The organism is Pseudomonas sp. D5(2026) (assembly GCF_057766845.1).
Genome location: NZ_CM173421.1, coordinates 4,190,061 through 4,208,701 on the forward strand (window position 1 = coordinate 4,190,061; position 18,641 = coordinate 4,208,701).

Below are 18,641 nucleotides of genomic sequence, written 5' to 3' on the forward strand. Positions count from 1 at the left end.
TGCGGCGTACTCACTTCTTCGCTGGGGCGGCGGCCTTGCCTGCGTTCGGGTCCAGCTCTTTGGTCATGTCTTCCAGCAGCTTGTTCACCACTGGAACGGCTGGCTCCAGGCTCTGCTGGGTCAGCTGTGCCGACTGCTGGGTGACCTTGGGCATTTCACGCAGCACTTTCTTGCCCAGCGGCGATTCGTAGAACTTGACCAGGTCTTTCAGTTCCTGCTCGGTGAAGGTGCGGGTGTACAGGTCGACCATCTTCGGCTTCAGCTTGTTCCAGCCGATGGCGTTGTCCAGCGCGGCATTGGCCTTGGCCTGGTAGCTTTCCAGTACGGGCTGCTTGGCGGCCGGGGCCTTGGTCTGGGCGAAACGCTGGGCAAACATCTGCTGCACTTGCATGTACACCGGGGTGCCCAGCTTGTCGGCGTTGGCCAGGGTCAGGAATTTCTCGGCAGCAGCGTTGTGACTGGCGGTGGCAGCGAGTACCTGGCCGCTGGCGCAAACCAGGGCAACGGCGGCACAGAGGACACGGAGACGGGTCATTGCATTTCCTTCAAAGAGAGGGAGGCGGGCACCTCAGAGTAGAGCATTCTGCGCCGTGGTGGCGATGTGCTCAAGTGGCACGACGAGCGACGGAACCGCTCGGTCGAATCAGGGCCTAAACTGCGATTTCGAACTACACAGGAGTGAGTACAGAATGAGCCGTATCGAGACAGACAGCCTGGGCCCGGTCGAAGTTCCGGAGGACGCCTACTGGGGTGCGCAGACCCAGCGTTCGCTGATCAACTTCGCCATTGGCAAGGAGCGCATGCCCCGCGCGGTATTGCACGCCCTGGCACTGATCAAGAAGGCCGCGGCGCGCGTGAACGACCGCAATGGCGACCTGCCGGCCGACATCGCCCGGCTGATCGAGCAGGCCGCCGATGAGGTGCTGGATGGCCAGCACGACGATCAGTTCCCGCTCGTCGTCTGGCAGACGGGCAGCGGCACCCAGAGCAACATGAATGTCAACGAGGTGATCGCTGGGCGCGCCAACGAACTGGCCGGCAAAGGCCGTGGCGGCAAGGCGCCAGTACACCCCAATGACCACGTCAACCGCTCGCAGAGCTCCAACGACTGCTTCCCCACCGCCATGCACATTGCGGCAGCCCAGGCGGTGCATGAAAAGCTGCTGCCGGCCGTCACCGAACTGTCTTCGGGGCTGGCCGAGCTGTCGATGCGTCACCACAAGCTGGTGAAAACCGGCCGCACGCACATGATGGACGCCACGCCGATTACCTTCGGCCAGGAAGTGTCGGCCTTCGTCGCCCAGCTCGATTACGCCCAGCGCGCCATCCGCGCCACCCTGCCGGCGGTGTGCGAACTGGCCCAGGGCGGTACTGCCGTGGGTACCGGGCTCAACGCTCCGCAGGGTTTTGCTGAGGCCATCGCTGCCGAGCTGGCGGCGCTGTCCGGGCTGCCGTTCATCACGGCACCCAACAAGTTCGCCGCTCTCGCCGGCCACGAACCGCTGACCAGCCTGGCGGGGGCCCTGAAGACCCTGGCCGTGGCCCTGATGAAAATCGCCAACGACCTGCGCCTGCTGGGGTCCGGCCCGCGCGCCGGGCTTGCCGAGGTGCGCCTGCCAGCCAACGAGCCGGGCAGCTCGATCATGCCGGGCAAGGTCAACCCCACTCAGTGCGAGGCGCTGTCGATGCTGGCCTGCCAGGTACTGGGCAACGACGCGGCCATCGGCTTTGCCGCCAGCCAGGGGCATTTGCAGTTGAATGTGTTCAAGCCGGTCATCATCCATAACCTGCTGCAGTCCATCGAGTTGCTGGCCGATGGTTGCCGCAACTTCCAGGCACATTGCGTGGCGGGTATCGAGCCGGATGCCGAGCAGATGGCCGCGCACCTGGAGCGCGGGTTGATGCTGGTGACGGCGCTGAACCCGCATATCGGCTATGACAAGGCGGCAGAAATTGCCAAGAAGGCTTACAGCGAGGGCACGACCTTGCGCGAGGCGGCATTGGCCTTGAAGTACCTGACCAATGAGCAGTTCGACCAGTGGGTGCGGCCGGAGGACATGCTGGCGCCGGGCGGCAAGGGCTGACTGCTCTGTAGCCTGTACCGGCCCTTTTGCGGGTAAACCCGCTCCTACGCCGAGAGGCGATCCATTGTAGGAGCGGGTTTACCCGCGAAAGGGCCGGTACAGGCAATCGACAGACCTAGGCCAACCGCGCCCTGCGGGCCCGCCAACCCGCCACCAGCGAGGGCCCCAGCGCCACCAGCGCCGAACCGAACACCACCGTGACCGCCCCCACATAGCCCAGGGCGTTGATGTCCTCGGCATGCACATAGTCAGGCCACACCAATGCCGCCAGCGCCACCGCAACGAAGGTCACCAGCGGGGTCAGCGCCAGCGTGGCACTTACCCGTGAGGCCTCCCAGTGCGCCAGCGCTTCGGCAAAGGCGCCGTATGCCACCAGGGTGTTCAGGCAACAGGCCAGCAGCAGCCAGCCTTGTACCGGGGTCAGTTGCAAGGCCTCCAGCGGGTGCACCCAAGGTGTCAGCAACGCAGCACAGCTGAGGTAGATCACCATCATCACCTGCTGCGAATGCCACACGGTCAGCAACTGCTTCTGGCTCAGGGCGTAGAACACCCAGATACTGGTCGCCAGCAAGATGGTCAATACGCCCGTGGTATAGGCACCCAGTGAAGTCAGCAATTCCTCCAGGCGCTGGTTGAAGAACAGGCCAAACCCTGCCAGCAGCACCAACAGCCCCATGCCCTGCCCCACACTGAAGCGCTCGCGGAACACGAACACGCTGGCCACCAGCAACAGCACCGGGCCGATCTGTACCACCAGTTGTGCGGTGCCCGGGCTAAGCAGTTTGAGACCGATCAGGTAAAGCACGTAGTTGCCCATCAGGCCGAACACCGCAACCAGCACCAGGCCCTTGCCCCTGGGCGCCAGTTTGCGGATGGACGGCAAACGCCGTTGAGCCGCCAGCCAGGCGAACAGCAGGCCACCGGAGACCAGCAGCCGGTACCAGGTGACGGTGATCGGGTCGACCACTTGCAATACCTGCTTGAGCTTGATCGGCAGGATGCCCCAGAGCAGCGCCGTCAGAAGTGCCAGGAACAGCCCATAGCCCCAGCGGCCAGAAGTGGTGTGCATAAAATCCTCGATCAAGCCCGTGGTGGGGGTGATTGAATTCTACGGGGTTGGAGGACGGTCACGGTGCAGAGTGCCGAGAAAAGAATTCATCAGGTCATTCTTCCAGGGCATGGCTGGGGGGCGAGGTGTTGCCTGTGCTGACCGCGAAAGCGCCAGAACAGGCAACATCACATTGGGCTATTTCTTGTGCTTGGCAAACGCCTCTTCCAGCGCCTGGTTGATGGTGCGCAACACCTTCACCCGCGCCCAGCGCTTGTCATTGGCCTCCACCAGCGCCCACGGGGCAATCTCGCTGCTGGTACGGTCGACCATGTCGCCCACAGCCTGGGTGTACTCGCCCCACTTGTCGCGGTTGCGCCAGTCATCCTCGGTGATCTTGTAGCGTTTGAACGGAATCTGCTCTCGCTCTTCGAAGCGCTCCAGTTGGGTCTGCTGGTCGATCGCCAGCCAGAACTTGACCAGCACAACGCCGGCATTCACCAACTGCTCTTCAAAGTCGTTGATCTCGCTGTAGGCACGCATCCAGTCAGCCGGGCTGCAGAAGCCTTCCACCCGCTCCACCAGCACCCGGCCATACCAGGAGCGGTCGAAGATGGTGAACTTGCCCCGTGCCGGGATGTGCCGCCAGAACCGCCACAGGTACGGCTGGGCGCGCTCTTCTTCGGTGGGTGCGGCAATCGGCACGATGCGGTACTGACGTGGGTCCAGCGCCGCCGCCACGCGTCGGATGGCGCCCCCCTTGCCGGCCGCGTCGTTGCCCTCGAACACCGCCACCAGCGCGTGCCGGCGCATGCGCTTGTCACGCAGCAGACCGGCCAGACGGGCCTGTTCGGTGATCAACTGTTCCTGATAGTCGGCCTTGTCCAGGCGCAACGTCATGTCCAGGGCGCCAAGCAGGCTGCGGTCGTCGATGCTATGGCTCAGCGGGGCCACGTTGCCCTGGTGCTTGCCCTTGGGATTATTGGCCAGCGCGGCTTGCAGGCTTTCCAGCAGAATACGCCCCACCGCCAGGCTGCGGTAATTCGGGTCTACCCCTTCGATGATGTGCCATGGTGCATAGTCGCGGCTGGTGCGGCGCAGCACGCGCTCACCAAAGCGCACGAAGCGGTCGTACGTTTGCGACTGCTGCCAATCCAGCGGGCTGATCTTCCAGCTGTGCAGCGGGTCGTCCTTGAGCGATTTCAGCCGTGCCTTCATCTGCTTCTTGGACAGGTGGAACCAGAACTTGATGATCAGCGCACCCTCATCGCAAAGCATCTCCTCCAGGCGTTCGGCACCGGTAATGGCCTGATCGAGCACGGCATCCTTGAACACCCCGTGCACCCGTCCCTGCAGCATCTGGCTGTACCAGTTGCCAAAGAACACCCCCATCCGCCCCTTGGGTGGCAAGGCCCGCCAGTAGCGCCAGGCGGGCGGGCGGGCCAGCTCTTCGTCGGTCTGCTGGTCGAAGGTGAGCACATCGATCATGCGCGGGTCCATCCACTCGTTGAGCAGCTTTACCGTCTCGCCCTTGCCGGCGCCTTCGATGCCGTTGATCAGCACGATCACCGGAAACCGCGCCTGCTGCTTGAGTTCGTACTGGGCTTCGAGCAGGGCCTCGCGTAAAGCGGGTACCTCGGCGTCGTAAGCCTCCTTGTCGATGCTGTGGCCGATTTCGGCAGATTCGAACATGCACTGGCTCCTTCAATGGATAAGCAAGACTAGCGGATTTCATTTCTGCCTGTACGGGCCTCTTCACGAATGAACGCGCTCCCACAGCTCATCCGGATGGCATAAAATCCCGCCATCCGCTGCAACCGAGCCCACCATGCCCACCCTCCTCCAGCACGCCCAGATCGACTGGGACGACCAGGGCCGCCCCCATTCGCGGCACTATGACGACGTCTATTTCGCAGTCAACGAAGGCATCGAAGAAACCAAGCACGTGTTCCTCGGCCAGACCCGCCTGGCCGAGCGTTTTGCCAACCTGGCGCCGCATGCCTGCACGGTGATCGGCGAAACCGGCTTTGGCACCGGCATGAATTTTTTCTGCGCCTGGCAGCTGTTTGACCAGCACGCACACAGCGACGCGCGCCTGCACTTCGTCAGCGTCGAGAAGTACCCACTCGCCCACGCCGACATGGCCCGCGCAGTAAGCCTGTGGCCTGAACTGGCCGCCTATACGGGGCCGCTGCTGGAGCAGTACGTGGCGGTGCACCCGGGCTTTCAGCAGTTCACCTTCGCCGATGGCAGGGTCACCCTGACCCTGTTGATAGGCGATGTGCTGGAACAGCTGCCGCAGCTCGATGCGCAGATCGATGTGTGGTTCCTCGACGGCTTCGCCCCCGCCAAGAACCCTGACATGTGGACCCCGGCGCTGTTTGCGCAACTGGCGCGGCTATCGCATCCGGGCACGGTGCTGGGCACCTTCACCACCACCGGCTGGGTACGCCGCAGCCTGGTCGAAGCTGGCTTCGCCATGAAGAAGGTGCCAGGCATCGGCAAGAAGTGGGAGGTGATGAGCGGCGCCTACGTCGGCCCCCTGCCCGGCCCATGCGCGCCCTGGTACGCGCGCCCCGCTGTTGCGCAGGGGCCGCGCGAGGCGCTGGTGATCGGTGCCGGACTTGCCGGCAGCAGCAGCGCCGCCAGCCTGGCCCGGCGTGGCTGGCAGGTAACCGTGCTGGAGCGCCACGAAGCCCCGGCCCAGGAAGCTTCGGGCAACCCGCAAGGGGTGCTGTACCTCAAGCTGTCCGCCCATGGCACCGCACTGTCGCAGATGATCCTGTCCGGGTTCGGCTACACCCGGCGCCAGCTGCAGCGGTTGCAGCGTGGCCGTGACTGGGATGCCTGCGGGGTGCTGCAACTGGCCTTCGACAGCAAGGAGGCCGAACGCCAGGGCAAGCTGGCTGTCGCCTTCGACCACGGCTTGCTGCACTGCCTGGCGCGCGCCGAGGCCGAAGCCATCGCCGGCGTGGCGTTGCCTGGCGGCGGGTTGTTCTACCCCGAAGGTGGCTGGGTGCACCCGCCGGCGCTGTGCCAGCAGCAGTTGCAGCACCCCGGTATTCACCTGGTGGCCCACCAGGAAGTGCTCGAACTGCGCAAAGTGGGTGAACGGTGGCAGGCCTGGGCTGGCGACCAACTATTAGCCAGCGCTCCAGTGGTGGTCCTGGCCGGCGCGGCCGATGTGCGGCGCTTCGAACCTTGCGCGCAGTTACCACTCAAGCGCATTCGTGGGCAGATCACCCGCTTGCCGGCCACCGCCAGCAGCCAGGCGCTACGCACCGTGGTGTGCGCGGAGGGCTATGTGGCACCGCCGCGCGAGGGTGAACATACACTGGGGGCAAGTTTTGACTTCCACAGTGAAGACCTTGCGCCAACGGTGGCCGAGCACCGGGGCAACCTGGCGTTGCTGGATGAGATTTCTACTGACCTGGCCCGGCGCCTGGGCGTGGCCGAGCTGAACCCCGAGCAACTGCAAGGGCGCGCGGCGTTCCGTTGTACCAGCCCGGATTATTTGCCGATTGTCGGGCCGATGGCCGACGCGCAGGCGTTTGCCGAAGCTTATGCCGTGTTGGGGCGTGATGCCCGGCAGGTGCCGGATGTGGCCTGCCCTTGGCTGGAGGGGTTGTATGTGAACAGCGGGCATGGGTCGCGCGGGTTGATCACGGCACCTTTGAGCGGGGAACTGGTGGCCGCCTGGGTGTGCGGCGAGCCGTTGCCGTTGCCGCGTGAGGTGGCGCAGGCGTGTCATCCGAACCGGTTTGCCTTGCGCAGGCTGATCCGGGGGAAGTGATTGCTTCGGGGGCATGGCGTTGAATTTATTGCGCCGGTGAGATCGAGCGCCGCCCGCGCGGCGCATCGCGAGCTGCGCTCGCTCCTACGTTTGTTTCGGGCCAATTATTCCTGGGGGATTTGCGCGCGAACGCTTTGGTGTATGACCCTGTATTGCGTCGTACGAGCAAGGCGGTCGCGCGCGCCTGTTACAGGCGTTACTGGCCCGAAACAAACGTAGGAGCGAGCGCAGCTCGCGATGCGCTGCGCACGCGGCGCTCGATTTCTGCAATACTGCGAGATCCCAGGCAATAACCTGCCACCTCAACCTTATATAACAAACTGTTCTAAAACTCTAAAAAAGCAAACAGGTCAGTTCATTAAGGTGCCCTAATCCGGGGCATCACCTCCCCAACGGAAAAACCGGTAAGGACTTATGTGCGGATTAGCAGGAGAATTACGTTTCACCCCCATCGACCAAGCCCCTCGCCCAGCCGACCTGGCTGCGGTAGAGCGCATTACCCATCACCTGGCCCCGCGTGGCCCGGATGCCTGGGGCTTCCATAGCCAAGGCCCGATCGCCCTGGGCCACCGGCGGCTGAAAATCATGGACCTGTCCGACGGCTCGGCGCAGCCGATGGTCGACAACACCCTGGGCCTGTCATTGGCCTTCAACGGCGCCATCTACAACTTCCCCGAACTGCGCGAGGAACTGCAGGCGCTGGGCTACAGCTTCTGGTCCGACGGCGACACCGAGGTGCTGCTCAAGGGCTACCACGCCTGGGGCGCTGCCCTGCTGCCCAAGCTCAACGGCATGTTTGCCCTGGCCATCTGGGAGCGCGACAACCAGCGCCTGTTCCTGGCCCGCGACCGCCTCGGCGTCAAACCTCTGTACCTGTCGCGCAACGGCGAGCGCCTGCGCTTTGCCTCGACCCTGCCGGCACTGCTCAAGGGCGGTGACATCGACCCGATGCTCGACCCCGTGGCACTCAACCACTACCTGAATTTCCACGCCGTGGTACCGGCACCGCGCACCCTGCTGGCCAACGTGCAGAAACTGGAGCCAGGCACCTGGATGCGCATCGACCGGCATGGCGAAGTGGAGCGCCAGGTCTGGTGGCAACTGCACTACGGCCCCCACCCCGACGAGCGTGAGCTGGACCTGGAAGGCTGGACCACCCGCGTGCTTGACGCCACCCGGGACGCCGTAGCCATCCGCCAGCGGGCTGCTGTGGATGTTGGCGTATTGCTGTCCGGAGGGGTCGACTCCAGCCTGCTGGTGGGCCTGTTGCGCGAAGTGGGGGTGGAAGACCTGTCGACCTTCTCCATCGGCTTCGAGGATGCCGGCGGCGAGCGCGGCGATGAGTTCCAGTACTCCGACCTGATCGCCAGGCACTACGGCACCCGCCACCACCAACTGCGCATTGCCGAACACGAGATCATCGACCAGTTGCCGGCCGCGTTTCGCGCCATGAGCGAGCCGATGGTCAGCCACGACTGCATCGCGTTCTACCTGCTGTCGCGGGAAGTGGCCAAGCACTGCAAGGGCGTACAGAGCGGCCAGGGTGCCGATGAGCTGTTCGCCGGTTACCACTGGTACCCGCAGGTGGACGGCGCCGACGATGCCTATGCTGCCTATCGTGATGCGTTCTTCGACCGCAGCCACGCCGAATACCGCGACACCGTGCAGGCCCCCTGGCTGCTGGAAACCGACGCCGCCGGCGACTTCGTACGCGAACACTTCGCCCGCCCCGGCGCACCGGCTGCGGTGGACAAGGCGCTGCGCCTGGACAGCACCGTGATGCTGGTCGACGACCCGGTCAAACGGGTGGACAACATGACCATGGCCTGGGGCCTGGAGGCGCGCACGCCGTTCCTCGATTACCGCCTGGTGGAACTGTCGGCACGCATTCCCGCACGCTTCAAGCTGCCCGATGGCGGCAAGCAGGTGCTCAAGCAGGCGGCGCGACGGGTGATCCCGCATGAGGTGATCGACCGCAAGAAGGGTTACTTCCCGGTACCGGGCCTGAAGCATCTGGAAGGTGCCACCCTGGGCTGGGTACGCGAGCTGTTGACCGACCCCAGCCAAGACAGAGGGTTGTTCAACCCGGCCATGATCGACCGCCTGCTAAGCAACCCGCACGGCCAACTGACGCCATTGCGCGGTTCCAAGCTATGGCAACTGGCGGCGCTTAACCTGTGGTTGAGCGAACAAGGAATCTGACCGATGAAAGCCCATGAAATCGCTTATGGTCAGCGCCTGCTGCGCGGCCAGGCGCCGTCCTATGAGCGCCTGCAAGCGCGCTTGGCCGGTGACGGCAGCCAGCCCCATGACCAACCGCGTGCCGTGCACTGCGGCTGGGGCCGGCTGCTGATAGGCCACACCTACCCCGACCCGGTTTCCCTGGCCGAGGATTTGCTCGACGAGCACCCGGGCGAACGCGACATCGCCCTGTACGTGGCCGCACCGCAGCAGGTGCTGGCCCAGGCCCCACAGCAGCTGTTCCTCGATCCGTCCGACACCCTGCGCCTATGGTTCACCGACTACCGCCCGGCGCAGCGGGTATTTCGCGGCTTCCGCGTGCGCCGGGCACAGAACCCCGCCGACTGGCAGGCAATCAACACCCTGTACCAGGCCCGCGGGATGCTCCCCGTCGACGCCGAGCTGCTTACCCCCCGGCACTTGGGTGGCCCGGTGTACTGGCTGGCAGAGGACGAAGACAGCGGCTCGGTGATCGGCAGCGTCATGGGCCTGAACCACACCAAAGCGTTCGATGACCCCGAGCATGGCAGCAGCCTGTGGTGCCTGGCGGTGGACCCACACTGCACCCGCCCGGGCGTGGGCGAGGTGCTGGTGCGCCACCTGATCGAACACTTCATGAGCCGTGGCCTGGCTTACCTGGACCTGTCGGTGCTGCACGACAACCGCCAGGCCAAGCGCCTTTACCAGAAACTGGGTTTTCGCAACCTGCCCACCTTCGCCGTCAAGCGCAAGAACGGTATCAACGAGCAGTTGTTCCTCGGGCCTGGCCCGCAAGCCGACCTCAACCCCTATGCACGCATCATCGTCGACGAGGCGCTACGCCGCGGCATTGAAGTGCAGGTGGATGACGCCGCTGGCGGCCTGTTCACCCTGAGCCTGGGCGGGCGACGCATTCGCTGTCGGGAATCGCTCAGCGACCTGACCAGTGCCGTGACCATGACCCTGTGCCAGGACAAACGCCTGACCCAGCACGCGCTGCACAACGCTGGGCTGCAGGTGCCAGCGCAACAGCTGGCTGGCAATGCCGATGACAACCTGGCGTTTCTCGACGAGCATGGCGCGGTGGTGGTCAAGCCGGTCGATGGCGAACAAGGCCAGGGCGTGGCGGTGAACCTGACCTGCATCGACGACATCACCCGTGCCGTGGCGCACGCCCGCCAGTTCGACAGCCGCGTGCTGCTGGAAAGCTTCCACGCCGGGTTCGACCTGCGCATCGTGGTGATCGGCTACGAGGTGGTGGCCGCCGCCATCCGTCACCCGGCGCAGGTGCTGGGCGATGGCAAACACAGCGTGCGCCAGTTGATCGAAGCCCAGAGCCGTCGCCGCCAGGCCGCCACCGGTGGCGAAAGCCGCATTCCGCTGGACGACGAAACCGAGCGCACCTTGCGCGCAGCGGGCGTTGGTTATGACGACGTATTGCCGGCCGGCCAGCGTCTGGCCGTGCGGCGTACGGCCAACCTGCACACCGGCGGCACCCTGGAGGACGTCACCGAACGCCTGCACCCGGTGCTGGCCGATGCTGCCGTGCGCGCGGCACGGGCACTGGAAATTCCGGTGGTGGGGCTGGACTTCATGGTGCGTGATGCCGGGCAGCCGGAGTACGTGATCATCGAGGCCAACGAACGTGCTGGCCTGGCCAACCATGAACCGCAGCCCACGGCCGAGCGTTTTATCGACCTGCTGTTTCCCCATAGCCGGCCTTTGGCGTAAACCCGTGCCGGCCTCTTCGCGGGCAAGCCCGCTCCCACAGGGATATCACCGCCCTTGAAGGTTGCGTTGTACCTGTAGGAGCGGGCTTGCCCGCGAAGGCAGCGCTGTACCTGTAGGAGCGGGCTTGCCCGCGAAGAGGCCAGCACAGGAGTAAAGGAGTCCCCAACATGTCCGAGCGACACCCCGAACCCGATCTCGACTACCTCAAACGCGTGCTGCTGGAAATGCTCGCCATCCCCAGCCCCACCGGTTTCACCGACACCATCGTGCGCTACGTGGCCGAACGCCTTGACGAACTGGGCATCCCCTTCGAGCTGACCCGCCGCGGCACCATTCGTGCAACCCTCAAAGGTCGGCAGGCCACCCCCGATCGCGCCGTCTCTGCCCACCTGGATACCATCGGCGCCAGCGTGCGCCAGTTGCAGGACAATGGCCGCCTGGCCCTGGCGCCGGTCGGTTGCTGGTCCAGCCGTTTTGCCGAAGGCAGCCGGGTTAGCGTGTTCACCGATACCGGGGTATTCCGTGGCAGCGTGCTGCCGCTGATGGCCAGCGGGCATGCCTTCAACACGGCCATCGACCAGATGCCGATCAGCTGGGACCACGTGGAAGTGCGCCTGGATGCCTACTGCGCCACACGCGCCGACTGTGAGGCACTGGGCGTGAGCATTGGTGATTTCGTGGCCTTCGACCCCTTGCCCGAGTTCACCGAAAGCGGCCACATCAGCGCCCGTCACCTGGACGACAAGGCTGGCGTAGCCGCATTGCTGGCGGCATTGAAGGCCGTGGTGGAAAGCGGCCGCCAGCCGCTGATCGACTGCCACCCGCTGTTCACCATCACCGAGGAGACCGGCTCGGGTGCAGCCGGCGCCCTGCCCTGGGACGTCAGCGAGTTCGTCGGCATCGACATCGCCCCGGTGGCGCCTGGGCAGGCGTCCAGCGAGCATGCGGTCAGTGTGGCCATGCAGGACTCGTCGGGGCCTTACGACTACCACCTGTCCCGGCACCTGCTGAAACTGGCCGGCGACCACGACTTGCCGGTGCGGCGCGACCTGTTCCGCTATTACTTCAGCGATGCCCATTCGGCGGTGACGGCCGGGCACGATATCCGTACCGCGCTGGTGGCCTTTGGTTGCGATGCCACCCATGGTTACGAGCGCACCCATATCGACAGCCTGGCAGCACTGAGCCGGCTGTTATCAGCCTACCTGCTGAGCCCGCCCGTGTTTGCCAGCGACTCGCAGCCGGCCAATGCATCGCTCGAGCGCTTCAGCCACCAGCTGGAACATGATGCGCAGATGGAAAGCGACACGCGGGTACCGGCGGTGGACAGCCTGGTCGGAAACAAAGGCTAAACGCCCATGGGGCTGCAAAGCGGCCCCAACACCTCGAATGTTTCGCGTAGCATGCTCATACCCACTTCAGACACCACCCGACCATGCTGATCCCCTACGACCAACTGCAAGCCGAAACCCTGACCCGCCTGATCGAGGACTTCGTTACCCGCGACGGCACTGACAACGGCGACGATACCCCGCTGGAAACCCGCGTGCTGCGAGTACGCCAGGCGTTGGCCAAAGGCCAGGCTTTCATCCTTTTCGACCTGGAAAGCCAGCAGTGCCAGTTGCTGGCCAAGCATGATGTGCCCCGCGAACTGCTCGAATAGCAGGTCTGGCCTGTTCAGGCCTTGTTCTGCTTGGACGCCTTGATGCGCTTGTAAACTTCGGCTCGATGCACCGGCACCTCACGCGGGGCATCCACACCAAAGCGCACCACGCCGTCCCGGGTCTCCACCACCATGATCCGGATATCATCGCCAATCATGATGACCTCCCCCACTTCACGCCCTATTACCAGCATGTTCCGATCCTCCTGCAAAAGGGAAAACCGGAGCCTGCCCCGTAGGCATTCAGCTACTCAATAGCTCCACTGCGATTCAGAAGCCCCTTACGCATTTGAGTAACTTCTCCTACAGAACAATCATCGCGACTGGGCTTTTGCCCGCATTTTCACCGCCATTTCGGCCATCTCGTCATACAGCCGCTCAGGGGCCTGGCGTTTCAGTTGCCAGGCCTGGCGCCCTGCCTCATGGGGCAGGATGAGGAACTCGCCTGCAGCGACCTGCTGATGGATATAGTCGGCAATGTCTGCCGCACTGATCGGCGAACCTTCGAGCAACTTGCCCACCTGTGCCTTCATCGCCGGGTTCGGCCCGCGGAACGAGTCCAGCAGGTTGGTCTGGAAGAACGACGGGCACACCACGTGCACCGCCACCTCAATCTGGCGCAACTCCACCAGCAGGCTTTCCGACAATGCCAGCACACCGGCCTTGGCCACGTTGTAGTTGCTCATGCCCGGGCCCTGCATCAGTGCAGCCATCGAGGCGACGTTGATAATGCACCCCTTGCTGCGCTCCAGCAGCGGCAGGAACGCCTTGCAACCCTTGACCACGCCCATCAGATTGACGGCGATCTGCCAGTCCCAGTCTTCCAGCGACAGCTCGGCGAAGAACCCGCCCGAAGCGATACCGGCGTTGTTGACGATCACATCGACCCCACCAAACTTCTCTTCGCAGGCCTGGGCAAGGGCCGTCAGCTGGCTATAGTCGCGCACATCGCAGCGCTGGACGAAGCCGTCGCCACCGGCCTGATGAACCTGCTCCAGCGTTTCGCGCAGGCCGGTTTCGTTAACATCGGCCAGTGCCAGGCGCCAGCCCTCACGTGCCCAGCGCAGGGCAATCTCGCGGCCGAGGCCGGACCCGGCGCCGGTGATCATGATGCGTTTTTGCATGGTCGCAGGCCTTGTTCTGACAGGTAGTCCGGTGAGTCTAATCAAGGCGTTGCCATCCAGCAGGATTCATCAGGGTAGTGAATGGGGGGGCATGATTGGGCAGACGGCTGCACGGGGATGGAATCTTTGCCAACCCGCACCGGTCCGAATTATCGAGAGGCCAGCAATCTCAGGCTCTTGCCCCCTAATCATGCAAGGACTTTGACATGACCACGATCCTTATCATCATCCTGATTCTGCTGCTGATCGGTGGCTTACCGGTCTTCCCCCACTCGCGCAGCTGGGGCTATGGCCCTTCCGGCATTATTGGCGTGGTGTTGGTGATTCTGCTGGTACTGCTGTTGCTTGGGATGATATGACGCGCTGCGGATAGCCACTTCATCCAACCAGTTGAGGTTAATGGCAAGCGGGTCGCAACACCCGGTTGCCGTCCTACAGGTTCGCATCGAACACCATCGTCACCACAGCGTGATACTCGATACCAGGCAACATGTCCTGTTCCTGGGTGTGGCCGCGAGGGTATACATGAAAATGCAACTGCCCTTGGCTGCCGGTCACACCCTCTGGCGGGACTTCCAGGCTCATGGCGTTCTCAGCTCCGCCAAAGGACATTGCCTGCCGATAGAGCGAACGGCCATGGTAGGACACACCTGGCAAGGTCATGGCCAGATACAGCGGTATATCATGGCCCTTGGCCGAGCGTAAATTGCACGTGCTGCCCAGCCCCGTGCTGCACAGCGCCCAGACGTTGAACGGGCCACTGGCAGTCAGGCTGAAGGTCACGTCTTTTTCCAGCTTGTCTGTCGCACCCCGCCCTCGGCTCCCATGCCCCTGCGCGTGCCGCGGCACCAGAGCCACCTGCTCGGAGCCCGGCTCAAAACGCACCTCAAGGTCATGCACCACCTCCAGCTCGACGTTGATCGCCACTGAATCGTCCGTGAGCCCGGAGACCGTTCGGCTCGAACCCAGGCTTATATCCCTGTCAGGGCCTATCGAATAGACCACGCGCCCTCGGTACACGCCCGACTTCAAGCTCGCCGGTAAAGGCGTCTTCAACCTGTAGCCCAGCGTCAGGTGACTCACGTGGTAAGTGCTCGCATTCGCCGCATTGACGTTGGCCCAGCAACCGTTGCTGGCTGGCGACCACAGAAACAGGCGATGGGCCGCGCTGGCCAACGCAACCTGGCAACCACTCGAGTCCAGGCCCGTGCGCGCCGCAAGCGTCGGTGCCCCATCGTCCGAAGTTACCGCACCGCCCAGGTGGGTAATGGCAAAGTCCATGCTGACTTGCTCACCGGTCTGGTCACGGACCATCAGTAGCGTAGTCGGCTGGACAGGGGCCGAGAGGTAGAAGCCGTCGGCGCCTTCGCCATCGACTGTTTTCGAGTACTCGACCCCCACATCCAGCAGGTCCTGCAGCGGATCGCCACAAAGCTGCGGCAACTGAGTACACACAGGGGACGACCGGGGCGTCAGGTTTTCAAACTGCCGGGTCTCGCCGCGGTAACGCAGCTTGAGCGTAATATCGGCCGCTTGCGCCCACGACGAACCCAACACGCCAGACAGCAGTACCAGCATTGCACACTTGCGAAACATGCCCCTACCTCTCACTCGGCCTTGAAGCTCATAGCTTTGCGTGCATCGCCTTCCACCAGCTCAAAGCGGTATTCGACACCGGGCTTCTCGACGAACTCGCGCTTACGCCCGGGGCGAAGATGGTGCTTGGCCGGAGGCTCACACTCCTCCTCGTTCAGCACACAGACCTGGACGTTGTCGAGCAGCACCGTCGCATTGCCCTCGTTGCGCACGGTCCATTTCCCACCGGCTTGCTCGATCGAGGTCTGATACCGCGTGGCAGCAGGCTTGGTAATCAAAATGGTGCCGTAGCCGGCCAGAAACTGCACACCGGCACTGAGTTCTTTGCGGTAAGCGTCAAGCTCCGTTTTATCCAGTGCGAAGCTGTCATCCTGTTCCGGCACCACCGGGACGAAGCGCAGCCGGTAGTAACGCTCCTGGTTCCGTTCACCGCGATACAGCAACCGCACGGCCTGCATACCGCGTGCAGGGATGATCATCCGCGCTGGGCTGGCAACAACGCTGCGCTGGTCGAAGGGCAGCTCATCGATGTCCACCTCACGGGGTTCTGCCTGACCGTCGTAGACCAACTCCAGCACGCTGACTTTGACGAAGGCGGTACTGTCCCCCCGGTTGTAGATGCGTTTGGCATAGGTGCCCTTGCCTGGTTCGAGGTAGTCATAGAGCGTGCCGACATCCAGCTGTGGCCCGGCCTGGGCAAACCACGGCAGCATCAGCGCAACGAACAACAAGGGTGACAAGTGAAATGTGAACCTGTGCATCTTCAACCTCTGTTTACTCAACATCCAATCCATCGACCCGGGAATCGGGCCCTCTACAGCTTCATGCAGAAAGCCGGCTCAGCCCACACTGGGCACACACCGCTGATCACCCACGATCAGCAGGTCATCCTCGCGATCAAAGTTGTCCGGCGGTAATGTCAGAAGGCAGTTGCCTGCCGTGCCATGGCGAATTTCCAGGGTGGGCCGTGACTCACTCATTTCCACGTTGAAATAGCCATCCGCCTCGACAACCGTGCGCCCGGCGTCATTGACCACATGCGCGCCGTGCAGTGGCTGGCCTTGCCCGTCGAGCAGCCGGCCAAACACAGTCACCGTTCGCATGACTTTCACTGCGTGGTACCCCACCCCACCGCGGTTGAGGTGATAGTCCACAGCGAGGGGTTGGATCTGTGCTGGCGGCACGTCCTTCGTGTCGAAGTCGAAACGCACATGGCCAGATTTGAACGCCGTCACCGGCACGATATTGCGCCCGGGGTGCAGCACTGCACTCATGCCCTGGCCATCGTTGGCGCGCAGCTTCACACCGTGCAGATCGCTTTCGACATCGATGATCAAGCCGGCTTCGAGCGGCAGGTTGCTGCCCCCCATGGCCAGCTTCCCGGCGCCCAGCGCCAGGGTGCTTTCCAGGTTGAGGCCACCGCTGAGGTTATTGTTGAAAGAGGAACTCTGGGCATAGGCATCGCCCTGCAGCGCCTGGCTGTGGAAGCGCCCATTGGCCGCCAGGCTGGTGCCATAGCCGTCGAGCGTCGCGCTGCCCCCCAGGCTGTGCACGGGGCCCAGGTCGACGTTCTGCCGATACCACAGCGAAGCGTAGGGGTCATTGCCCCCCTCACGCGAGGCGCGGCTACCCACATCGACCCCAAGCTGCTTGCCATCGCGCTCGAGCTTCATGCTTACAGCAACGTTGACACCGCGGCTGCGGACACCGGCGCTGCTGCGCGTTCCAGGCCTGTCGAAAAGTGACAGGCGAACACTGCTCTGATGCCCCCGCAGCTTCCCGTAGAACGCCCAGCTCAGGTCGGCACCCAGGCCGCTTGCCGAGCCCGCACTGTGTTCCAGGCGCAGCGTCGCTGAACTGCGCGCGGTTATCCGCTGGTTGATCGAAAAGGCGGTGCGGCTGCGCACCTGGCGCTGTGAAGTATCGTCGCGACCACTACTGCCAGGCTCCAGCCAGGTCTGGTTGTGGCTCAGTAGCAACGAGCCCCAAGGATGGGTGTAGGTCAACTGCAGATCGCCGCCGTTGCCCAGGCCTTGGGTCTGATTGAGGCTGGCGTAAAGCTTGAACCGTTCATGCACGTCCCAGTCCAGCGAGGTACCCAACTGCAGGTCAGCATCGACCTGTTGCACTGACAGCCCCAGCACCGCAGCAGGATGCATCAGGTAGTTGGAAAGGGCCCCGAACACCGGGCTCTGTTCACGTTCGCCATCCCCGTTGCTCAGCAGCTCGACCTGCTGGCCCAGGTACAGGTTGTAGCGCCAGCGGTTATCCATGTTCTGCCACCGGCTGGGCTTGTAGATGGACGCTTCGCTGCGCGAGGTCTCCAGGCCGTCTTCGAGCAAACGCAGCTCTACATCATAGATGCCGCCAGGCAATACCCGCGTGTCGAGCGCCTGTAAACCGGCCTGTACCGGCTGACTGTTGATCAGCGAACCATTGCGATAGATTTCGACGATACCCGGGCGGTTCGGCGTGACATAGACCGGGATGGCGCTGGCTTGGCCATTGTCGACCAGCAGGCTGTCACTGCTGCCCAGCATCAAGCCAAGCGTGCTATCAGGGCGACGCCCCAGGAGGGCTGGCTGGCGCACGAGGCCTTCTGCGCCAGTAGAGAAGTAACCCAGCCGAAAGAAATGCTCTTCGTGCATGCTCTCTGCGTAAAGCTGGTTCATGCGGTAACGCATATCGCCTTGCTCAGATGGGCTACGATCCACGCGTGCATCGGCAAGCGTCGTCCAGTTATGCAGGTTGCCCTGACCGAGCAGGCCGATTCTGCCCGTGGTCTGATTGCCATCATTGACCAGGTTGAGCTGGTTACGCAGCAGCAACCCAGCGTCACTCTGCTCCGGGAGGCGGTGGAAGAGCGCGTCCTGCTCCAGCTTCTCGGCATTGGACGTCAGCAATGACAACTGGGAATTAGCCAGGCTGTAATGGATAGCCTGCAACCCGTCCGGGCAGTTTTGCAGGCAGTCGCCCAGCATGCGCCCGCCCTCCAGGCGCTGTTGCCATAACTGCCTGAGTGTGGCCGGCTCTGTGCTCTGCTCAGTGTCGGTAAACGCCAGCAACTGCACACGGTTATCACGGCTCAGCACCACCATGGCATCACCGAGGTAGCGTTGATCAAGCTCCACTCGTACGGCAAGTGGCACATCGAAGAAGTGCGCCTCGAAGTCTTCAGGCAAACGCCCGAATGTATTCAGGTCAATGGCACTGGACGCGCGCTCGGCCAACACTTCGAGGGGCAGAAGGCAGGCAGCACCCAGCAGCCAGACAGCGAGTGCACGGCCGGGTGCAGCAAACTGGAACATGATTCAATCCACTTCAACACCTGCCCCTACACGGATAAACATCCAGTAAGTTGAGGCAGGCGGCACTGCTTCAG

General features: G+C 63.4%; 15 protein-coding genes. 7 read left to right on the plus strand and 8 right to left on the minus strand.

Annotation, left to right across the window (positions count from 1 at the left end; genetic code table 11):
* Positions 1 to 10: 10 nt before the first annotated feature.
* Complete coding sequence (locus AC3B5Q_RS19390; RefSeq protein ID WP_010952796.1) at positions 11 to 535, minus strand: DUF2059 domain-containing protein; 525 nt, start codon at positions 533 to 535, stop codon at positions 11 to 13.
* A gap of 154 nt (positions 536 to 689) precedes the next feature.
* Here AC3B5Q_RS19390 and AC3B5Q_RS19395 point away from each other — a divergent pair, with 154 nt between their 5' ends.
* Positions 690 to 2,084 (plus strand): class II fumarate hydratase, encoded by a 1,395-nt coding sequence (locus tag AC3B5Q_RS19395; protein ID WP_021782452.1) that lies wholly within the window; start codon positions 690 to 692, stop codon positions 2,082 to 2,084.
* Between the two features lie 115 nt (positions 2,085 to 2,199).
* Here the strand turns inward: AC3B5Q_RS19395 and AC3B5Q_RS19400 are convergent, their stop codons facing one another.
* Positions 2,200 to 3,153, minus strand: a complete 954-nt coding sequence (locus AC3B5Q_RS19400) for a DMT family transporter (RefSeq protein ID WP_084850783.1) — start codon at positions 3,151 to 3,153, stop codon at positions 2,200 to 2,202.
* A 177-nt stretch (positions 3,154 to 3,330) separates the two neighbouring features.
* On the minus strand, positions 3,331 to 4,824 hold the full coding sequence (pap, locus tag AC3B5Q_RS19405) for a polyphosphate:AMP phosphotransferase (protein WP_021782454.1): 1,494 nt from the start codon (positions 4,822 to 4,824) through the stop codon (positions 3,331 to 3,333).
* Positions 4,825 to 4,960: 136 nt separating this feature from the next.
* Between pap and mnmC the strand changes: the two genes are divergently transcribed.
* From mnmC to AC3B5Q_RS19430, 5 genes are all read left to right on the plus strand, one after another.
* Positions 4,961 to 6,925, plus strand: coding sequence for a bifunctional tRNA (5-methylaminomethyl-2-thiouridine)(34)-methyltransferase MnmC2/FAD-dependent 5-carboxymethylaminomethyl-2-thiouridine(34) oxidoreductase MnmC1 (mnmC, locus tag AC3B5Q_RS19410; protein WP_021782455.1), 1,965 nt, complete (start codon positions 4,961 to 4,963; stop codon positions 6,923 to 6,925).
* Between the two features lie 414 nt (positions 6,926 to 7,339).
* Complete coding sequence (locus AC3B5Q_RS19415) at positions 7,340 to 9,127, plus strand: N-acetylglutaminylglutamine amidotransferase (RefSeq protein ID WP_021782456.1); 1,788 nt, start codon at positions 7,340 to 7,342, stop codon at positions 9,125 to 9,127.
* A gap of 3 nt (positions 9,128 to 9,130) precedes the next feature.
* On the plus strand, positions 9,131 to 10,876 hold the full coding sequence (gene ngg / locus AC3B5Q_RS19420; protein ID WP_021782457.1) for an N-acetylglutaminylglutamine synthetase: 1,746 nt from the start codon (positions 9,131 to 9,133) through the stop codon (positions 10,874 to 10,876).
* Between the two features lie 167 nt (positions 10,877 to 11,043).
* Entirely contained in the window at positions 11,044 to 12,228 is a 1,185-nt protein-coding gene (locus AC3B5Q_RS19425; RefSeq protein ID WP_021782458.1) for an osmoprotectant NAGGN system M42 family peptidase, read from the plus strand.
* Positions 12,229 to 12,311: 83 nt separating this feature from the next.
* Complete coding sequence (locus tag AC3B5Q_RS19430) at positions 12,312 to 12,539, plus strand: YheU family protein (protein WP_004575803.1); 228 nt, start codon at positions 12,312 to 12,314, stop codon at positions 12,537 to 12,539.
* Positions 12,540 to 12,553: 14 nt separating this feature from the next.
* Here AC3B5Q_RS19430 and csrA read toward each other — a convergent pair whose 3' ends face one another.
* Positions 12,554 to 12,733, minus strand: coding sequence for a carbon storage regulator CsrA (gene csrA / locus AC3B5Q_RS19435; RefSeq protein WP_021782459.1), 180 nt, complete (start codon positions 12,731 to 12,733; stop codon positions 12,554 to 12,556).
* Positions 12,734 to 12,853: 120 nt separating this feature from the next.
* Complete coding sequence (locus AC3B5Q_RS19440) at positions 12,854 to 13,663, minus strand: SDR family oxidoreductase (RefSeq protein ID WP_084850779.1); 810 nt, start codon at positions 13,661 to 13,663, stop codon at positions 12,854 to 12,856.
* A gap of 206 nt (positions 13,664 to 13,869) precedes the next feature.
* Here AC3B5Q_RS19440 and AC3B5Q_RS19445 point away from each other — a divergent pair, with 206 nt between their 5' ends.
* The gene (locus AC3B5Q_RS19445) at positions 13,870 to 14,022 is read left to right on the plus strand and encodes a DUF3309 family protein (protein WP_003252624.1); all 153 of its coding nucleotides are present in this window, start codon (positions 13,870 to 13,872) and stop codon (positions 14,020 to 14,022) included.
* Between the two features lie 73 nt (positions 14,023 to 14,095).
* Here AC3B5Q_RS19445 and AC3B5Q_RS19450 read toward each other — a convergent pair whose 3' ends face one another.
* The 3 genes from AC3B5Q_RS19450 to AC3B5Q_RS19460 all read right to left on the minus strand — a co-directional run bounded on the left by AC3B5Q_RS19450 (position 14,096) and on the right by AC3B5Q_RS19460 (position 18,567).
* Positions 14,096 to 15,259: a hypothetical protein gene (locus AC3B5Q_RS19450; RefSeq protein ID WP_103443860.1), complete on the minus strand. Its 1,164-nt coding sequence runs from the start codon at positions 15,257 to 15,259 to the stop codon at positions 14,096 to 14,098.
* A gap of 11 nt (positions 15,260 to 15,270) precedes the next feature.
* Positions 15,271 to 16,020, minus strand: a complete 750-nt coding sequence (locus AC3B5Q_RS19455) for a fimbrial biogenesis chaperone (protein ID WP_021782462.1) — start codon at positions 16,018 to 16,020, stop codon at positions 15,271 to 15,273.
* A 78-nt stretch (positions 16,021 to 16,098) separates the two neighbouring features.
* Complete coding sequence (locus AC3B5Q_RS19460) at positions 16,099 to 18,567, minus strand: CS1-pili formation C-terminal domain-containing protein (RefSeq protein ID WP_488392719.1); 2,469 nt, start codon at positions 18,565 to 18,567, stop codon at positions 16,099 to 16,101.
* Between the last annotated feature and the right edge of the window lie 74 nt (positions 18,568 to 18,641).